The organism is Microlunatus sagamiharensis, assembly GCF_900105785.1.
Lineage (GTDB): Bacteria > Actinomycetota > Actinomycetes > Propionibacteriales > Propionibacteriaceae > Microlunatus > Microlunatus sagamiharensis.
Genome location: NZ_LT629799.1, coordinates 1486339 through 1502985 on the forward strand (window position 1 = coordinate 1486339; position 16647 = coordinate 1502985).

Genomic DNA, 16647 nt, shown 5'->3' on the forward strand with positions numbered 1-16647 from the left:
TTCCGGGTCGACCGGATGGTCATGGGGCTCCGCCAAGCCGGTAGGGCCGGTCTCTGCACCTCGGGGCTGCGTCATATCGCACCACCTCTCGTCTCGCTCACTCAGAAGATACCCGCTTACCCGTGCGACCACACGGATTTGCGGGAGCCAAGGGTCTCGTCGCGGCGCTACCTTCTGGCCGCTACCAGAAGGGGGTCTTTGCCCCACCCGTTCCCCTACCGCTACTGAGAATGGGTGGGTCGGCTGCTGCCGATCACTCCTCGCGGTCCGGTCAACACGTACTGGGCCGACCGTTCAGTATTCGTACGAGCGTGATGCTGCGGTCGCCGAAGGTCGTTCAGCTGAGGTCTTGCAGTCGGAGGATGACGATGTGCGAGGAACTGCTCGGAGTCAAGGGTGCGCTCGGCAGCCTCGGCCTAGCACTGTTGATCTTCGGACTCGCCCCCGGGATGGTCCTGTCGCTGATCCTCTGCCTGCTGCCTCGCGACGACCCTCGACGGCAAGAGCTCCACGCCGAACTGTACGCGGTGCCGCGCTGGGAGCGACCCTTCTGGGTCTTCGACCAGCTCGAGGTCGCTCTTCGTCAGGGCGTGTTCCCGGAGGTCTCCTGGTTCTTCGAGTTCTGGGGTGGCCGGCTGATCTGGTCCCGGTCGAAGATCCAATCCGGGCTAGCCATCCACAAGGAGCACCCGGACACGTTCTGGGTACCTGACGCGCAGACGAAGGCCAATCTCGGACCGGGCGACCTGGTGAAGTTGTCGTGGGCGATCACCAGGCCGCGTAAAGGTGGGCCTGGAGGAGAGCGGATGTGGGTCAAGATCACGTACCGCGAAGGCGAGAACTTCGTTGGCGCCCTCGACAACTGGCCGATCTACGTCTACCTCCGCCCCGACGAGACGGTCCGGTTTCACGCCGACGACATCATCGACTACGTCCTCTTCGACGAGTATGGGGAGCAGGACGATGGGGTAGAGGCGGCCTGAGCCTGGTGCGGGCCGCACCATCGCAGCCCGCACCCACGAGGGTCTTCAGGGGCATCAGAGGTACCGCCTCGATCAGATGGGTGTGCCCATCCGCGACTGACAGGTTGAGTGGCAAAAATCGGCTGGTTGCGGATTACTGACACGTACCTGGCAAAACTGACAGGTTGCTTGTCAACGGACACTCGCAGGAGCGCTCGCGCCTTCATCCTCGGATCAGATGTCATAATGCTGCTTATCGGACAGGCCTCGAAGTTCCAGAACAAGCATCGGCTGGACGCTGTGCACTCTTGCACACCTCCAACTCGATGACGCCGGCGAAGCCCCTCGGGCTGTACGTGAAGGCGCCCAGCTTCGGCGACACCGCTGACTGAGGCGACGTGTTCGCCGAGGGCGCGTACTGCGGGCTCAGCTGACTCGCTGACCGACTGACGCGCTGAGGCGCTTACGCGCTGACGCGCTGACGCGCCACTCAGTCGACATCACTTCCCGCCTGCCGCTGCTCGTCCTCGAGGTCCCGCCGGAAGCTCGGCCAGGCTGATGGTGAAGATTGTCAGGGATCGAGCTCGGGTCGAGACGGCCAAGCACGACGGGCGTTCATGCGCGATGGGCAAGGTCCGACTTGTCATAACGTCAGGCAAGCCGCGGTCTCGACACGATGGCGAGGGTCGCGTTGGGGTCGGCCGAGCCTGACAGCCGCGGTGAACGGGAGCCAGGTCAGGCCGGCTCACCGGACCGGTGAGGGGTCCCGTCGCGGAACGCTCCCGGCCGGGTCGCGAGGTGCTGCTGCCCCAGCTGCCACGCGCGCGCCCACTCCGGCTCGGCGATGGCCGCCTTGCGACGCTCGACGCGGAGCCGGTCGGCCGCCACGAAGTCGGCGATCACCGGGTGGAAGTTCGCGTACGCGTGCGAGCTGTACGGGCCCTGCGCGATGTCACGGGCGACCGATGCGCCGCGCCGGTAGGTGTTGACCGTCAGCAGCCGGTCACCCTGCTCGACGTGGGCGTCGACCAGCCGCTGGTCGAAACGCAGGACCACCACCGCGTCGAACTCGTCGCTGTAGGCGGCCACGAGCAGCGGCGACCGGCCGAGGACGACGTCGGCCCGGCTGTCGCCGTTCCACAGGTGCGCCTCGAGCACCTTCTTCGACAGCACCCGTCCCGGCAGCAGCCCGCCCAGACCGAACAGGTCAGGGGCGATGCGGCGGAGCCGCACCGGGTCGAGCTGGATCCCGCCGGGGTCGCTCGCGAGCGCCTCGTTGCTCATGTACGGCGTATCGCGCGGCTGCACCGGCTCGTCCACGTGACCATGATCGCCCGGACGAGACCTCGCCGCGGCCGCTCGCGGCGATGCTCAGCGAACCATCAGACGGCAGGTCCGTCCGCCGCGCGGGCCGGTGCGCCTGCGAGCTCCTGCCGTGCCTTCTTGCCCGCGACCCGGGCGACGAGCCCGTACAGGACCGGTACCAGGAGCAGCGTGAGGAGAGTCGAGGACACGAGGCCGCCGATCACGACGACCGCCAGCGGCTTGCCGATGAACCCGCCGCCCTGGCCCGTGATCCCGAGCCCCATCGGCAGCAGCGCGAAGACGGTCGCGGCCGCGGTCATGATGATCGGGCGCAACCTCAGCCGCGCGCCGTCGATGATCGCCTGCAGCGGGGTGTCGCCTCGCTCGCGGTAGGTGTTGATCAGGTCGATCAGCACGATCGCGTTGGTGACCACGATGCCGATCAGCATCAGCAACCCGATCATGGCCGGCACGCCGAGCGGCGTCCCCGTGACGAGCAGGCCGGCGAGAGCGCCGGTCGCGGCGAACGGGATCGCGACCAGCAGGATCAGCGGCTGCACGAGGCTCCGGAACGTCGCCACCATGATGATGAAGACCAGCACGATCGCCAGGCCCATCGCCAGCCCGAGCTGGGAGAAGGCCTTCGCCTGGTCCTCGGTCGCCCCGCCCTGGACTACCTCGACGCCGGGCGGCGGCGAGAACTCGGCGACCTTCGCCTGCAGCGCCGTGTTCACCGCGCCGAGGTCGGTGCCGCTGGGCGAACCGGTGATGGTCACCGCCTGCTTGCCGTCCTCGCGCCGGACGGTGGCCGGCGCGTCCTCGGTCCTGACCGTGGCGACGTCGCCGACGGTGATCGCCCGCGCCTTGAGGTCCTGGAGGTCCTTCTGGTCCTCGGCCAGGTCCTTCTGCTCGTCGGTGAGCTTCTTCTGCTCCTCCTGGAGAGCGTCGCCCTCGGTGCTCAGCTGGTCGCCCTCGTTGCTGAACTCGTCCGACTGCGCCTGCTGCTCGGCCGAGCTCTGGAGCTGCTCGTTCGTGCTCTTGACCTGCTCGTCGAGCTGGTCGACGCCGGACTCGGCCTGCTTGACACCGGCCGTCGCCTGCGCGATCGCGCTCTGCTTCGCCGCGACCTTGCCCTGGTAGGCCTGGAGAGCACCGAGGTACGCCGCGCTGACCGCCGGGTTGGTCGGGTCTGGCGGGACGTACGCCGGTGGCTGGCCCACGTCGATCTTCTTCGCGTCCGCCAGGGCCTTCTTCGCCTTGCTCACCGCCGAGCGCGCGTCGTCGCGGGAGTCGAGCAGGTCACGCTTGCCGTCCTGCGCCTTCTCGTTGGCCTCGGCCTGCTGCTCCTCCCCCGCCGCCTTCTGCCGGTCGGCGAGGTCCTTCTGCCGGTCCTGCAGCGCGTCGGAGCGGTCGGACAGCGCGTCGCCCTGCTCGGTGAGGTCGTCGGACCGGGCCTCGAGCGCGTCGCTCGCCTTGTCCACGGCCTTCTGCTGCTGCAGCTGGCTCACCGGCAGCTCGAGGGCCGCGATCTGCTTGGGCGTCGCATCCGGCGCGTGCGTGCGGACGTAGACGTCGGTCGTGTCGCTGTTGAGCGTGATGGTGCCGGCCTTGGCCCCCTGCAGCGCGGTCGAGACCGCCGAGCCGATCTCGGCCTGGGTGAAGCCGAGGTCCGCGGCCTTGCGCCGGTCGATGGCGACGCGCAGGATCGGGCGCTCCTCGGCGAGGTTCGAGCTCACGTCGGTCAGCGACGGGACCTGCTTGACCAGCGTCAGCAGCTCGTCCGACGCGGTGCGCAGGGTCTCCTCGTCGTCGCCGCTGATGGTGACCGTCAGGTCGTTGTTGGAGTACGCCGCGCTGCCGGGCTGGACGACGATGTCGCCGCCGTCCGGGGTCTCGGTCAGCTGGCTGCGCAGGTTGTCGGTGGCGACGGCGGCGTCGACGGAGTCGTTCAGGGTGATGAAGTACTGCACGACGTTCGGCGAGCCCGGCTGGCCGACGGTCGCCTGGTAGTTCTTCACGTCGGAGTTGGACGCCAGCGCCGTCTCGACCGCGGCGGCCCGCTCGGCGCTCGCGTCGAGCCGGAGGCCGGACGGCAGCGTCTGGGTGACGAGCAGCGCGCGGTCGTCACCGAACGAGCCGAGGAAGTCGGTCTTGAGGAAGGCGGTCGAGGCCACCGTGCCGAGCAGCACGACGACGGCGATGCCGAGCACGACGACGGGGTGCTTCAGCGAGAAGAGCAGCGCGGGCAGGTAGCCGCGCTGCAGCCGGGTGACCTCCTCGGCCTCGTCCACGACCGGAGCGCCCTCCCCCGCCGCGGTCCTCCTGCCCCGCATGAACCAGTACGCGAGCAGCGGCACGATGGTCAGGGCGACGAACAGCGACGCGGCCAGCGCGATGGCCACCGTGACCGCGAACGGGCGGAAGAGCTCGCCGGTGGCGCCCGAGACGGTGGCGACCGGGAGGAACACCGCGACCGTGGTCAGCGTCGAGGCGGTGACCGCGCCGGCGACCTCCTTGACCGCCGAGACGATGTCGTCCATCGTCGGTCGCCGCGTGTACGCGGTGCGGCGCTTGATGTTCTCGATCACCACGATCGAGTCGTCGACCACGCGCCCGACCGCCACGGTGAGGGCGGCGAGGGTGAAGAGGTTGAGGGAGTAGTCGCTCGCCCAGAGGCCGACCATCGCGATGAGCAGCGACAGCGGGATCGAGATCGCGGTGATGATCGTCGAGCGCACCGACAGCAGGAAGACGAGGATCACGACGACGGCGAACGCGAGGCCCAGCCCGCCCTCCACCGCCAGGTCGTGCAGCGACTCCTCGATCAGCGGGGACTGGTCGAAGACGGTGGTGAAGCTGGCGTTGCTGCCGAGGTCGCGGGCCAGGTCGGGGGTGAGGTCGTTGACCGCGTGCGAGACGGCGACGGAGTCCGCGTCGGCGCTCTTGAGCACCACGAGCCCGAGCGCCGGCCGGCCGTCGGCCCGCGAGATCGAGGTCCGCTCGATCGCGGAGACCTTGACCGTCGCGATCTGGTCGAGCCGCTTGGTCCCGTCGTCGGCGGTCGCGACCGGTAGCGCGGCGACGCTGTCCACCGAGCCGGGCGCGGACCCGACCTCGACCGACAGCGCGGAGTCCCCGTCGTAGCTGGTGCCGGCGGGGATCGCGGTCAGCTGGCCCTGGATCGTCTGGGTGACCCCGGCGGCGGTGAGGTCGTAGCGCTCCAGCTGTGACGCCTTGAGCGTGACCTCGATGCGGGTGGTGTCCTCCCCCGTCACCTGCACGGTCCGCACGCCGTCGACGGCCTCGAGCTTGTTGACGACGCGGTCCTCGACCAGCGGCCCGAGCTTGGTGAGCGGCAGGTCGGAGGCGACGGCGAGCTGGAGGACGGGGATGTCGTCGCTGCTGCCGGTCTGGACGTTGGTCGTGACGTCGTCGGGCAGCGTCGACTTCACCGCGTTGATGGCGTTGTTGATGTCGGCGACGACCTTGTTGTCGTCCTGCCCGTAGTCCCACTGGACGGAGATGTTCGACGAGCCGGTCGTCGAGGTCGAGCTGACCTTCGTGACGCCGGAGACGCTGCGGACGGCCTGCTCGATCGGGTCGGCGACCTCGTCGGCCACGATCTGCGGCGACGAGCCCGGGTAGGTCGCGGTCACGAACGCCTGCGGCGCCTGGGTGGAGGGGATCAGCTCCTGCTTGAGCGTGGTGATGACGACCACGCCGAAGATCACGACGGCGATCGAGAGCAGGGCCACGACGAGCCGGTTGACGAGGCTCAGTCGGGTCAGGCGTGACACGGGGTGGTGCTCCTTCGAGGAAGGTCAGGTGCGGCAGCAGGCGGGCGTTGACAGCCCTCGGCCGTCAGTCATCGTAGATAGAGTTCGCGGCCCTGCCCTCCGGCACAACCCGGTCTCAGGCCCCTGACAGGACCCCGACGTACCGGGGCCCGGGGCGACCCGGCGACCCCTAGAGTGACCGGATGCACCAGGCGGTCGGCGGTTCCGCGCTCGGGCTCGGCGCCGCCGTGGCCCTGGCCTGGTGGGCGGGCTTCGGGTCCCGCACGCAGCTGTGGGGACCGTTCCCGTACGAGGCGCCACACCGACGCGGTCCCGGCCCCGGTGCGGACGCCGACCGGGAGAAGGTCGTCGCCCTCACCTTCGACGACGGGCCCAACGAGCCCCACACCGGCCGGCTGCTCGACGTCCTCGCGGCGAAGGACGTCCGCGCCACCTTCTTCCAGGTGGGCCGCTGCGCCGAGCGCTTCCCCTCGACGACGCGGCGCGTGGTGGACGAGGGCCACGTGCTGGGCAACCACAGCCTCAACCACGCCTTCTCCCGCTACCTCCACGAGCCCGACCAGCGCGAGGAGGTCGAGCGGGCGCAGGAGGTGCTGCACCGCGTCTCGGGCGTGCTCCCCTCGCTCTACCGGCCGCCGTGGCTGTGCCACTGGCCGTGGGTGCTGCGGACCGTCGAGAGCGCGGGTCTGCAGGTCGTCTCCGGGACCTTCTGCCACCAGCTCGAGGTCTTCCAGCCGCCCGCCGCCTCCATCGCCGCGGGAGCCGCTCGACGGGTCCGGCCCGGCACGATCCTGATCATGCACGACGGGCAGGACGCGAAGGGCGGCGACCGCAGCCAGACCGTCGGGGCGGTCGGCCCGCTGATCGACCGCCTCCGCGACGAGGGCTACACCTTCACCACCGCCGACCGGATGCTCGGCGTCCCGGACCGGCTGGCCTGAGCCCGGACGCCCTGCAGGACCCCTGATCGCCCACGGCGGAACAGGCCGGTGCGCCGTGGGGCGCACGTCCCTACGATGACCCCCATGAACATCCTCGTGGGCTACATCCCGACGCCGGAGGGCCTCGCCGCGATCGACTGGGCCATCGCCGAGGCGCAGCAGCACCAGGCCTCGCTCCTCGTGCTGAACACGGGCAAGGACGGCAACTACGCCGACGCCCAGTTCGCCAGCGCCGCGGACATCGACGCCCTGGACGCCCAGCTCGCGGGCGCCGGCCTGGAGCACACGATGCTGCGCCCGACCGACGGCGTGAACGCCGCCGACAGCCTGCTGACCGCGGCGCAGCAGCACGATGTCGACCTCATCGTCATCGGGGTGCGCCGCCGCAGCCCGGTCGGCAAGCTGATCACCGGCAGCACGGCCCAGGCCGTCCTGCTCGGCGCCGAGTGCCCGGTGGTCGGGGTCAAGCCGGCCCGCTGAGCCGCGCGGGCGCCCCCACCTGCTGGTCAGGTCCAGGCGCTCCGGACAGCCGCCGGTCCACGACCGTCGCCACGGCCGCGGCGAGCACCGCCGAGCCGCCGAGGAGCAGCAGGGCGTGCGGTCCGAGGCCGACCAGCAGGCCGGCCAGCGCCGTCCCGCCGGACGCGGTGCTGATCTTGAGCGCCGCGAGGGTGACGAAGACCTGCCCGCGGGCGCCCTCGGGCGCGTACGCGGTACGGGCGGCGAACGTGGCGGTGACGAAGGGGGCGGTCGTCACGCCCATCAGGGCGAAGGCCGCGATCGCCCACCCGAACGAGGGGGCGAGGGCGCAGAGGCCGAAGCAGCCGGCGAGCACGGCCACGTGCCGCGTGGTCAGCCGGTCGGGCTCTCCGGTCAGCGGGACGACGCTGAGGACGAGCGAGGAGACGAGGTTGCCGGCGCCGGAGGCGGCGAGCAGCACGGCTGCCGTGGCGGGCCGTACGTCGTAGGGCCCGGCCAGCTGCACGACCACGACGGCGAGCCCCGCCTGCGCCCCGGCCGTGACCATCGTCGCGTAGTTGACCCGCCGCAGCGGCGGCGAGCGGATCACGAGCGCCAGCACCTCGCGCACCCGCGGCACCGCAGCGACCGGCCGTGCGGGCACCGGGGGCAGCGTCTGGGCCAGCGCGGCCGACACCAGGCCGAGCCCGGCGAGGCAGGCCAGCGCGCTCGCTGGCGAGAGCCACCCGGCCAGGGCGGCGACGAGCGTCGGGCCCGCGGTGGCCGCCACGCCGTACGAGGTCGCGTCGAGGCCCTGCGCCCGGCGTTGCGCCCGCTCCCCCGCCCCGGCCAGGTCCGCCAGCCGGCTGCTCAGGCCGCCGGTCAGCATCGGGCCGCCGAACCCCGCGAGCACGACCAGCGCGGCGACCAGCGGCGTCGGCGCCCGGCCCAGGGTCCACGCGGCGGCGGCGAGCAGGACGGCGACCACTGCGTACGCGGCCCCGAGCAGCCGGCGCGGGTCGCGCGCGAGATCCAGCCGGCGGGCCAGCAGCGGACCGGCCAGGTGCGGCAGCGTGAAGAGCGCGACCAGCAGCCCACCCGTCCGGGCTGCGGTGACGGGGTCGTCCAGGCGCTGGGCCGCCACGAGGAGGAGACCGACGCCGGCTCCCGCGTCGACCATGCGCACGCCGACCGCGGTCGCGCAGTAGCGCCCCAGCGCGCCGCCGCGGCCCCGAGCCGTCACCACTTCAGCCGGTGATGCCATGCCGCTCACCCTTGCACCGCTCACGGTCACCGGTCAAGATGGTGACGTGGCCTTCTCCTTCGCGGGCTCGAACCTCGCCCTCGACTTCGTCGGCACGCTCAACGAGCGCCGTACGGACCGGGTCGAGAACCTGCTCGTCCCCGCCGACGTCGGCCGCTGGCTCCACGAGGCCGGCGTGCTCGACGCCGAGCCCGGCGTCGACGACGAGACCTTGGCCTCGGCGGTCGCGCTGCGCGAGGCGCTGTTCGCGCTGGTGGAGCGCCTGCTCGACGCGCCCGAGGAGGCGCTGCCCGCCGACGCGCTCGCCGTCGTCAACGAGGCCGCGGCCCGGCCCGGACCGACCCTCACCCTGCGGCCCGACCGCAGCGTCGCGCGCAGCGGCTCCTGGCGGGCGGGCCTGACGGCCGTGGCCCGCGACGGGCTGGCGCTGGCCGAGCCGGGCGAGGGCGTCCTGAAGTGGTGCGCGGAGCCGACCTGCACCCACCCCTTCCTCGACCGCTCCCGGGGCCACCGGCGCCGCTGGTGCGAGATGGCGGGCTGCGGCGACCGGGCCAAGGCCGCCGCCTACCGCGCCCGTCGTCGGGCGTCGGGCGCGAGCACCGGGGGTTAGCCCAGCAGCCCGCGGCGCCGCGCGACCGCGACGGCCTCCGTACGGCTCCGGGCGCCGAGCTTGGCCAGGATGTTCGAGACGTGCACGCTCGCCGTCTTGGTGCTGATGAACAGCCGCAGGCCGATGTCGCCGTTGCTCGCCCCGTCGGCCACCAGCGCGAGCACCTCGGCCTCGCGCGGGGTGAGCACGTCGCCGCCGGGTCCGGTGGAGCCCGACGCGCCGGCCAGTGGCCGCACCTCGTCGACGAGCGGACGGGCACCGAGCTCCCGTGCGACGGCCAGCGCCTGGCCCGCCGTCCGGGCCGCGCCGGCGTGGTCGCCCGCGGCGCGCTGCACGACCGCGAGCCGGGCCCCCGAGCGGGCGGCCTCGAAGACCTGCCCGTACGCGGTGAAGGCGTCGACGCTGCGGCGCCAGGCCTCGACGAGCGTGTCCGGCTCCGTCGGCCGGCCCGCGAGCCAGCCGAGCCGCAGGCCCTCCGCCCGCACCCGCGCGAGCCAGGCCTGGCCCTCGGGCCCGGGCACCCGGTGCCGCCCGACCTCGGTCGCCGCCTCGGCCTCGTCGACGAGGGACCGCGCCCGGTCGAGCAGGCGCTCGCGCCGCTCGGGGACGAAGGCGCCGAGCCGGGGTGCGAGCTGGCCGAGCAGCAGCGCGGCGAGCCGGATGCGGCCCTGGAAGGCGACCGTGCCCCACAGGGCGCTGAGCGTGGCCACGACCTCGTCGTGCACCGCGAGCGCCTCGTCCAGCTCGCCCGCGTCGCCGTGCAGGTCGATCGCGGCACCGGCGCTCTGGACCGCGACCATGCCCTCGGCGCTCCACTCCGGGCGCGCCCGTCCGGCGACGACGGCCCAGCCCTCCCGCTCGCCCCGCCCGGCCCTGACGAGCAGCTCGACCGCCGCCAGGCCCGCCGACGGCAGCGACGGCGCCTGCTCGACGTCGGCGCGGGCGAGGGCGAGCGCCTCGTCCCAGCGCCCGAGCTGGTAGGCGACGAGCCCCGCGAAGACCCGCGCCTCCGCGCCGTACGGGGCGAAGGGACGCCCGCGCCTCGTCGACTCCGAGGCCGCCGCCCGGTACGCGTCGAGCGCCTCGACCAGCCGGCCCTGCTCGAGCAGCACGGCGCCGAGCTGGTGGCGCAGCCGCACCTCGGCGGGGTCGTCGGCCGCCCGCGCAGCGTCGGCGAGCTCACCGAGGACGCGGACGGACTCCGCGCTGTCGCCGCGGCGCTCGGTGATCTTGGCCAGCACGGTCTGCAGCAGCGCCGTCGTCTCCCCCGAGCGCAGCTCGGGAGGCATCGACAGCCCCTCCTCCGCCCAGCGCACCGCGGCGTCGTCCTGGCGCTCGCCCGCGAGCACGCCGGCCAGGGTGGCGACGGTCCGGGCGCGCAGCGTCGTCGGCGGCTCGGCCGGCACCAGCCGCTCGGCCTCCGCGGCGGCGGCCAGCTCGTCGGTCGTCGTCTCGTAGCCCTCGGCCGCCTCGACGAGCGCGAGGAGCAGGCGGGCCCGGTCGGTCGGGGCCGCGCCGGGCGGGAGCCGTTCCAGCTCCTCGCGCGCCACGGTCTCGGCGCGCCGGGCCATCCCGGCGGCGGTCGTGGCCGCGACCGTGCGCTCGACCAGGTCCACCAGCTCGACGGGCGGTTCCGCCGCGCGGAGGTCGGCCCGGCCGGCGCGGACCAGGTCGAGCGCGCGGGCGTAGTGCCGCGCGGCCTCGTCGGGCCCGCCGACGGCTGCGGCGTCGTCCCCGGCCCGCACGCTCGCGGCCAGGGCCTCGGTGGACCGCCCGGCCGCGAGCGCGTGCCGGGCGAGGTCGGCCGCCGCCCCACGTTCGCGCTGGCCGAGCAGAGCGTCGGTGAAGGCGTCGTGCAGCCGGGCCCGCTCGCCCGGCAGCAGGTCGGCCTCCACGGCCTCGCCGAGCATCGAGTGCCGGAAGCCGTACCCGTCGCGGCCGGCGACCAGCACGTTGCGGTCGACGGCCGAGCGGACGGCCGCCTCGAGCCGGTCGGCATCGAGTCCGCTGACCCGGCCCAGCAGGTCGTCGCCGAGACGGTGGCCGGCGACCGCGAGGACCCGGCACACCAGGCGGGCGTCCGCGTCGAGCTGGTCGACCCGCAGGAGCAGCAGGTCGGCGAGGTCGCGCGGGGTGTCGGAGGTGCCGAGCGTGGCCGCCAGCTCCTCGGCGAAGAAGGCGTTGCCCTCTGCACGCTCGACCAGGGCCTGCAGCTCGGCGGCGGAGGCCGGCGCGCCCGTCAGGCCGCCGACGAGGGCACGGACGTCGTCGTCCGGCAGCGGACCGAGCTCGACCCGGCGCACCCCGGGCAGCCGTCCCCACGCCGCGAGCAGGGGACGCAGCGGGTGACGCCGGTGCAGGTCGTCGCTGCGGTAGGACCCGACCAGCCCGACGGGCGCCCTGAAGCCGCGCGTGAGGAGGAAGGTCATCAGGTCGTAGGTCGACTGGTCGGCCCAGTGCAGGTCCTCGACGACCACCAGCAGTGGGACCGCGGCGCCGAGCCCCGACAACGTGGCGTGGACGCCCTCGAAGAAGAGCCCGCGCTCGGCCGGCTCGCCCGCGACGGGCCGGGCCCCCACCGGGTCGGTGTCCTGGCCGACCAGCCGGCGCACGGAGGGGTAGCGCCCGACCAGCTCGGCGACCGCCTCGGGCCGGGAGGCGGCCAGTCGGCCGGCCAGCTCGGTGAAAGGCAGGTAGGGCACCGGGCTGCCGGCGAGGTCGAGGCAGTGGCCGACGACGACCTCCCAGCCCTGGCCGGTCGCGCGCTCGCCCAGCGCTGCGAGCAGCCGCGACTTGCCGATCCCGGCGTCACCGCCGAGCAGGACGCAGCCGGGCGCCGGCTCGGGACGTACGCCCGCCAGCGCGGCGAGCTCGTCGAGCTCGCGCGTGCGCCCGACGAGGGGCGTGGCGGCGATCGGCACGGGCGTCATCATGGCAGCCCCTCCCGGCAGGAGCTCGCGCTGCGGTCCCTGAGGTACCTCAGACGCCCACGGGCCCCACCTCAGAGGTCCGTCCCGACGCGAAGGGGCCCGTGATCAGGGCGGATGCCCGATGTGGGGAGCGCGGCTCACGACGAGGTTCGTCGTCATGAGGGGCCGGACGGGTCCCACCGAGCCAGGAGGACACCATGCTCACCGACTACGACGTCAACGCCCGCATCGCCGAGCTGCAGGACATCGCGGCGCTCGACCGGCTGGCCGCCGACGGCCAGCCCGCGGCGGTGCTCACCCGCTGGGCGACCCGGGACCGGGGGTCCCGCTCCGGCGGGCTGCGCCGGCTGCTCCACCTCGGGCGCTGAGCGCACGACGGCGGGCGGGCGCCGACCCCCGAGGGGCGCCGCCCGCTCAACCGCGCGGCGACCCCGCGGCGGCGACCAGCAGGGCGGCGAGCTCGGCGGGACGGGTGACCATCGGCCAGTGCCCGGAGTCCACGTCGACGACGGTCAGGTTGGTCACCCGGGCGAGCTCGGGCAGGTCGCCGTCGCGCACCCAGCCGCGGGCCTCCTCGGCGCTGAACTCGGGGCACACGAGCGTGACGGGCACGCCGTAGCGCCGCTCGTCGCCCAGGTGCACGACAGCCTGGGACACCCCGGCCGGCACGGCCACCGTGGTCTCGGCGAGCGCCGAGCGCGCGGCGTCGTCCAGGTCCGGCGCGTCGGGCCCCTCGAAGGGCTCCCAGCCCGGGAAGGGCATGACCCCGTCGACGACGGGGAAGAAGTCGGCGTACGTGTCGCCGTCGGCGGACGGGAAGCCGCCGACGAGGACGACCCGGCGTACGCGGTCGGGTCGCCGGTCGGCGACGAGCCAAGCCAGGCCCGAGGCGGCCGAGTGGCCGACCACGACCGGCGAGCTCGCGGCGTCGACGACACGCAGGACCGCGTCGAGCTGGTCGTCGAGCGTGGCCGGACCGACGGTGTCCACCCCGGGCAGCGCAGGCGCGACCGCCGTCAGCCCTGCTTCGGCGAGCCGGTCGACCACCGGGTCCCAGACGGAACCGGGCAGCCAGAGGCCGGGCAGCAGGACGAGGTCGACCGACGACGAGGTCATGGTCGGAGGCTAGCGGCGCGGACCGACAGGACTCGCGCCGCCGGCCGGTCACATGTTGATCATGTGGCCCGAGATGCCGTGCGCGGCCTCCTTGAGGGCCTCGGACAGCGTCGGGTGCGCGTGCACGTTGCGCGCGACCTCCTCGGCCGTCAGGTCCCACATCTGCGCGAGCGTGAGCTCCGGCAGCAGCTCGGTCACGTCGGGCCCGATCATGTGCAGGCCGAGGATCTCGCCGTACTTGGCGTCGGCCACCAGCTTGACGAAGCCGGTCGCCTCCCCCAGGCCGTGGGCCTTGCCGTTGGCCGTGAAGGGGAACCTCGCGACCTTGACGTCGTAGCCCTTGTCCTTCGCCTGCGCCTCGGTGTAGCCGAACGAGCCGATCTGCGGCTGGCAGTAGGTCGCCCGCGGGATCATGTCGTAGTTGATCGGCATGGTCTCCGCGCCGGCGATGGTCTCCGCCGCCACGATGCCCTGCGCCTCGGCCGTGTGGGCGAGCAGCAGCTTGCCGGTCACGTCGCCGATCGCGTAGATGTGCGGCTTGTTGGTGCGCATGTGGTCGTCGATGGCGATCGCCCCGCGCGGGCCGAGCTCCACGCCGGCCTTCTCGAGGCCGTAGCCGTCGGTGCGCGGCGCGAAGCCGATGGCCTGCATGACCTTGTCGGCCTCGAGGACGGTGCTGTCGCCGCCCTGGGCGGGCGACACGGTCACCTTCACCGTGTCGCCGGAGTCGTCGATGCTCTCGACCTTCGTGCTCGTCATGATCTTCACGCCGAGCTTCTTGTACTGCTTGGCCAGCTCGGCGGAGATCTCCGGGTCCTCCAGCGGGACCATCCGGTCGAGGAACTCGACGATGGTGACGTCGACGCCGTAGTTGGCGAGCACGTACGCGAACTCGGTCCCGATCGCGCCCGAGCCGGCGATGATCATCGAGCCGGGCAGCTCCTCGGTGAGGATCTGCTCCTCGTAGGTCACGACGCGGTCGGTGATCTTCGTGCCGGGCAGCAGGCGCGTGGTGGCCCCCGCGGCGATGATCAGGTTGTCGAAGGTGACCGACTGGTTGCCGCCCTTGTTCAGCGCGACGTCGAAGGTGTGGTCGTCGACGAAGGTCGCCCAGCCGTCGATCTCGGTGATCTTGTTCTTCTTCATCAGGAAGTGGACGCCCTTGGCCATCCGGTCGGCCACCGACCGGCTGCGCGTGAAGGCCGCGCCGAAGTCGAAGGTGACGTCACCGCTGATGCCGAAGGTCTTGGCCTCGTGGGTGAAGAGGTGGGCGACCTCTGCGTTGCGCAGCAGCGACTTCGTGGGGATGCACCCGACGTTGTTGCAGACCCCGCCCCAGTACTTCAGCTCGATGACGGCGGTCTTCAGGCCTAGCTGTGCGGCGCGGACGGCGGCGACGTATCCGCCCGGTCCGGCGCCCAGCACGACGACGTCGTAGTGATCGCTCATGTGGCTAGCCTAGAGGGACCCGCACGGGTGCGGCCGCGGTGGTCAACGGGCCGGCCAGGCGCGGATCGCGCCGACGCGACGTCCGCGACACGCCGCAGGTTCGCGGAAAATCTCATATGTGAGTTAGCGTCGTCGACGTGACGACCACGGACCTGGACCAGATCGGCGGACTCATCCGCAGCGCGCGCAAGCACCGCGGGCTGACGCAGACCCAGCTCGCCGAGGTGCTCGGCACCAGCCAGAGCGCGGTCCACCGGATCGAGGCCGGCAACCAGAACCTCAGCCTCGAGATGGTCAACCGCATCGCGGCCGCCCTCGACGCCCCGCTCATCTCGGTCGGCCAGGCCGCGCCGCAGCACCTGCGCGTCCAGGGCGGCGTCAAGCTCAACGGCTCGATCGACGTCCGCTCCTCCAAGAACGCGGCCGTCGCCCTGCTCTGCGCCAGCCTTCTCAACCGCGGCCGCACCGTCATCCGCGGCATCGCCCGCATCGAGGAGGTCAACCGGATCCTCGAGGTGCTCACCAGCATCGGCGTGCGCGCCACCTGGCTCAACGGCGGCGCCGACCTCGAGCTCAGCCGCCCCGACGACCTCGACCTGGACGGGATGGACGTCGAGGCCGCGCGCCGCACGCGCTCGGTGATCATGTTCCTCGGGCCGCTGCTGCACTCCTACCCCGACTTCGCGCTCCCGTACGCCGGCGGCTGCGACCTGGGTGCCCGCACGATCGAGCCCCACCTGCAGGTGCTGCGCCGCTTCGGCCTCGACGTCGTGCCGACCGAGGGCTTCTACCGCTGCTCGGTGGACGACTCCGTGGAGCCGACCCGGCCCATCACGCTCACCGAGCGCGGGGACACCGTCACCGAGAACGCGCTGCTGGCCGCGGCCCTCTCCCCCGGCGTCACGGTCATCCGCAACGCGAGCCCCAACTACATGGTCCAGGACCTCTGCGTCTTCCTGACCCGGCTCGGGGTGGAGATCGACGGCATCGGCACCACGACGCTGCAGGTGCACGGCGTCGCGGAGATCGACGTCGACGTCGAGTTCGCCCCGTCGGAGGACCCGATCGAGGCGATGAGCCTCCTCACCGCGGCGATCGTCACCGGCTCGGAGCTGACGATCCGCCGGGTGCCGATCGAGTTCCTCGAGATCGAGCTCGCCGTGCTGGAGGAGATGGGCCTCGAGTTCACCCTCGGCACCGAGTACGTCGCCGCCAACGCCCACACACGCCTGGTCGACCTGACGGTGAAGCCGTCGGTCCTCCACGCGCCGATCGACAAGATCCACCCGATGCCGTTCCCCGGCCTCAACATCGACAACCTGCCGTTCTTCGCCGTGATCGCGGCGACCGCGGAGGGCAAGACCGTCATCCACGACTGGGTCTACGAGAACCGCGCCATCTACCTCACCGAGCTCAACCGGCTCGGCGCCCGCGTCCAGCTGCTCGACCCACACCGGATCATCGTCGAGGGCCCGACCCGCTGGCGCGGGACGCAGGTCGTCTGCCCGCCGGCGCTGCGCCCGGCGGTCTGCATCCTGCTCGGCATGCTCGGCGCCCGCGGCGAGTCCGTGCTGCGCGACGTCTACGTCATCAACCGCGGCTACGAGGACCTCGCGCACCGCCTCAACATGCTGGGTGCCGACATCGAGGTGTTCAGAGATTAATTGCCTCCGCTTCGCTCCGGCGCAGAGCGCGCTCTGATCCTCCGCCTTCCTCCCTACCTCGGAAGCCCGCGGCTGAGCGGTCGAGAAGTGGGTGCCGCGGGGCTTCCTCCTCCGGTCGTCCAGGCGGAGGCGCGCGCTCTGGCGATGGTC

At 72.6% G+C, this 16647-nt stretch carries 12 protein-coding genes; 6 read left to right on the top strand and 6 right to left on the bottom strand.

Going from position 1 to position 16647, the window contains the following annotated elements:
• The first annotated feature begins 368 nt into the window (after positions 1–368).
• Complete coding sequence (locus tag BLU42_RS06760; protein WP_157719859.1) at positions 369–983, top strand: DUF2314 domain-containing protein; 615 nt, start codon at positions 369–371, stop codon at positions 981–983.
• A gap of 714 nt (positions 984–1697) precedes the next feature.
• Here the strand turns inward: BLU42_RS06760 and BLU42_RS06765 are convergent.
• Both BLU42_RS06765 and BLU42_RS21300 read right to left on the bottom strand, forming a co-directional pair.
• On the bottom strand, positions 1698–2282 hold the full coding sequence (locus BLU42_RS06765) for a hypothetical protein (RefSeq protein WP_157719860.1): 585 nt from the start codon (positions 2280–2282) through the stop codon (positions 1698–1700).
• Positions 2283–2344: 62 nt separating this feature from the next.
• Entirely contained in the window at positions 2345–6064 is a 3720-nt protein-coding gene (locus tag BLU42_RS21300; RefSeq protein WP_231918478.1) for an efflux RND transporter permease subunit, read from the bottom strand.
• Positions 6065–6246: 182 nt separating this feature from the next.
• Here BLU42_RS21300 and BLU42_RS06780 point away from each other — a divergent pair, with 182 nt between their 5' ends.
• The gene (locus tag BLU42_RS06780) at positions 6247–7005 is read left to right on the top strand and encodes a polysaccharide deacetylase family protein (protein WP_091073801.1); all 759 of its coding nucleotides are present in this window, start codon (positions 6247–6249) and stop codon (positions 7003–7005) included.
• 84 nt (positions 7006–7089) lie between these two features.
• Positions 7090–7485, top strand: coding sequence for a universal stress protein (locus BLU42_RS06785; RefSeq protein ID WP_091073802.1), 396 nt, complete (start codon positions 7090–7092; stop codon positions 7483–7485).
• Here BLU42_RS06785 and BLU42_RS06790 read toward each other — a convergent pair.
• Positions 7469–8728: an MFS transporter gene (locus BLU42_RS06790; RefSeq protein WP_157719861.1), complete on the bottom strand. Its 1260-nt coding sequence runs from the start codon at positions 8726–8728 to the stop codon at positions 7469–7471. The two genes, BLU42_RS06785 and BLU42_RS06790, sit on opposite strands and share 17 nt — an antisense overlap.
• A gap of 46 nt (positions 8729–8774) precedes the next feature.
• On the opposite strand from BLU42_RS06790, the gene BLU42_RS21305 reads away from it, so the two are divergent.
• Positions 8775–9338: a CGNR zinc finger domain-containing protein gene (locus BLU42_RS21305; protein ID WP_231918479.1), complete on the top strand. Its 564-nt coding sequence runs from the start codon at positions 8775–8777 to the stop codon at positions 9336–9338.
• Here BLU42_RS21305 and BLU42_RS06800 read toward each other — a convergent pair.
• The gene (locus BLU42_RS06800; RefSeq protein WP_091073805.1) at positions 9335–12271 is read right to left on the bottom strand and encodes a helix-turn-helix transcriptional regulator; all 2937 of its coding nucleotides are present in this window, start codon (positions 12269–12271) and stop codon (positions 9335–9337) included. The two genes, BLU42_RS21305 and BLU42_RS06800, sit on opposite strands and share 4 nt — an antisense overlap.
• Before the next feature lie 194 nt (positions 12272–12465).
• Here BLU42_RS06800 and BLU42_RS20525 point away from each other — a divergent pair, with 194 nt between their 5' ends.
• On the top strand, positions 12466–12636 hold the full coding sequence (locus BLU42_RS20525) for a hypothetical protein (RefSeq protein WP_157719862.1): 171 nt from the start codon (positions 12466–12468) through the stop codon (positions 12634–12636).
• 46 nt (positions 12637–12682) lie between these two features.
• Here the strand turns inward: BLU42_RS20525 and BLU42_RS06805 are convergent, their stop codons facing one another.
• Both BLU42_RS06805 and lpdA read right to left on the bottom strand, forming a co-directional pair.
• Positions 12683–13384: an alpha/beta fold hydrolase gene (locus BLU42_RS06805; protein WP_091073806.1), complete on the bottom strand. Its 702-nt coding sequence runs from the start codon at positions 13382–13384 to the stop codon at positions 12683–12685.
• Between the two features lie 48 nt (positions 13385–13432).
• A complete protein-coding gene (gene lpdA, locus BLU42_RS06810; protein ID WP_091073807.1) occupies positions 13433–14833 on the bottom strand; it encodes a dihydrolipoyl dehydrogenase in 1401 nt (466 codons plus the stop codon).
• A 137-nt stretch (positions 14834–14970) separates the two neighbouring features.
• Between lpdA and BLU42_RS06815 the strand changes: the two genes are divergently transcribed.
• Positions 14971–16497 carry a helix-turn-helix domain-containing protein gene (locus BLU42_RS06815; RefSeq protein WP_091073808.1) on the top strand — a complete coding sequence of 509 codons (1527 nt, stop codon included), beginning with the start codon at positions 14971–14973 and terminating at the stop codon, positions 16495–16497.
• Positions 16498–16647: the final 150 nt, after the last annotated feature.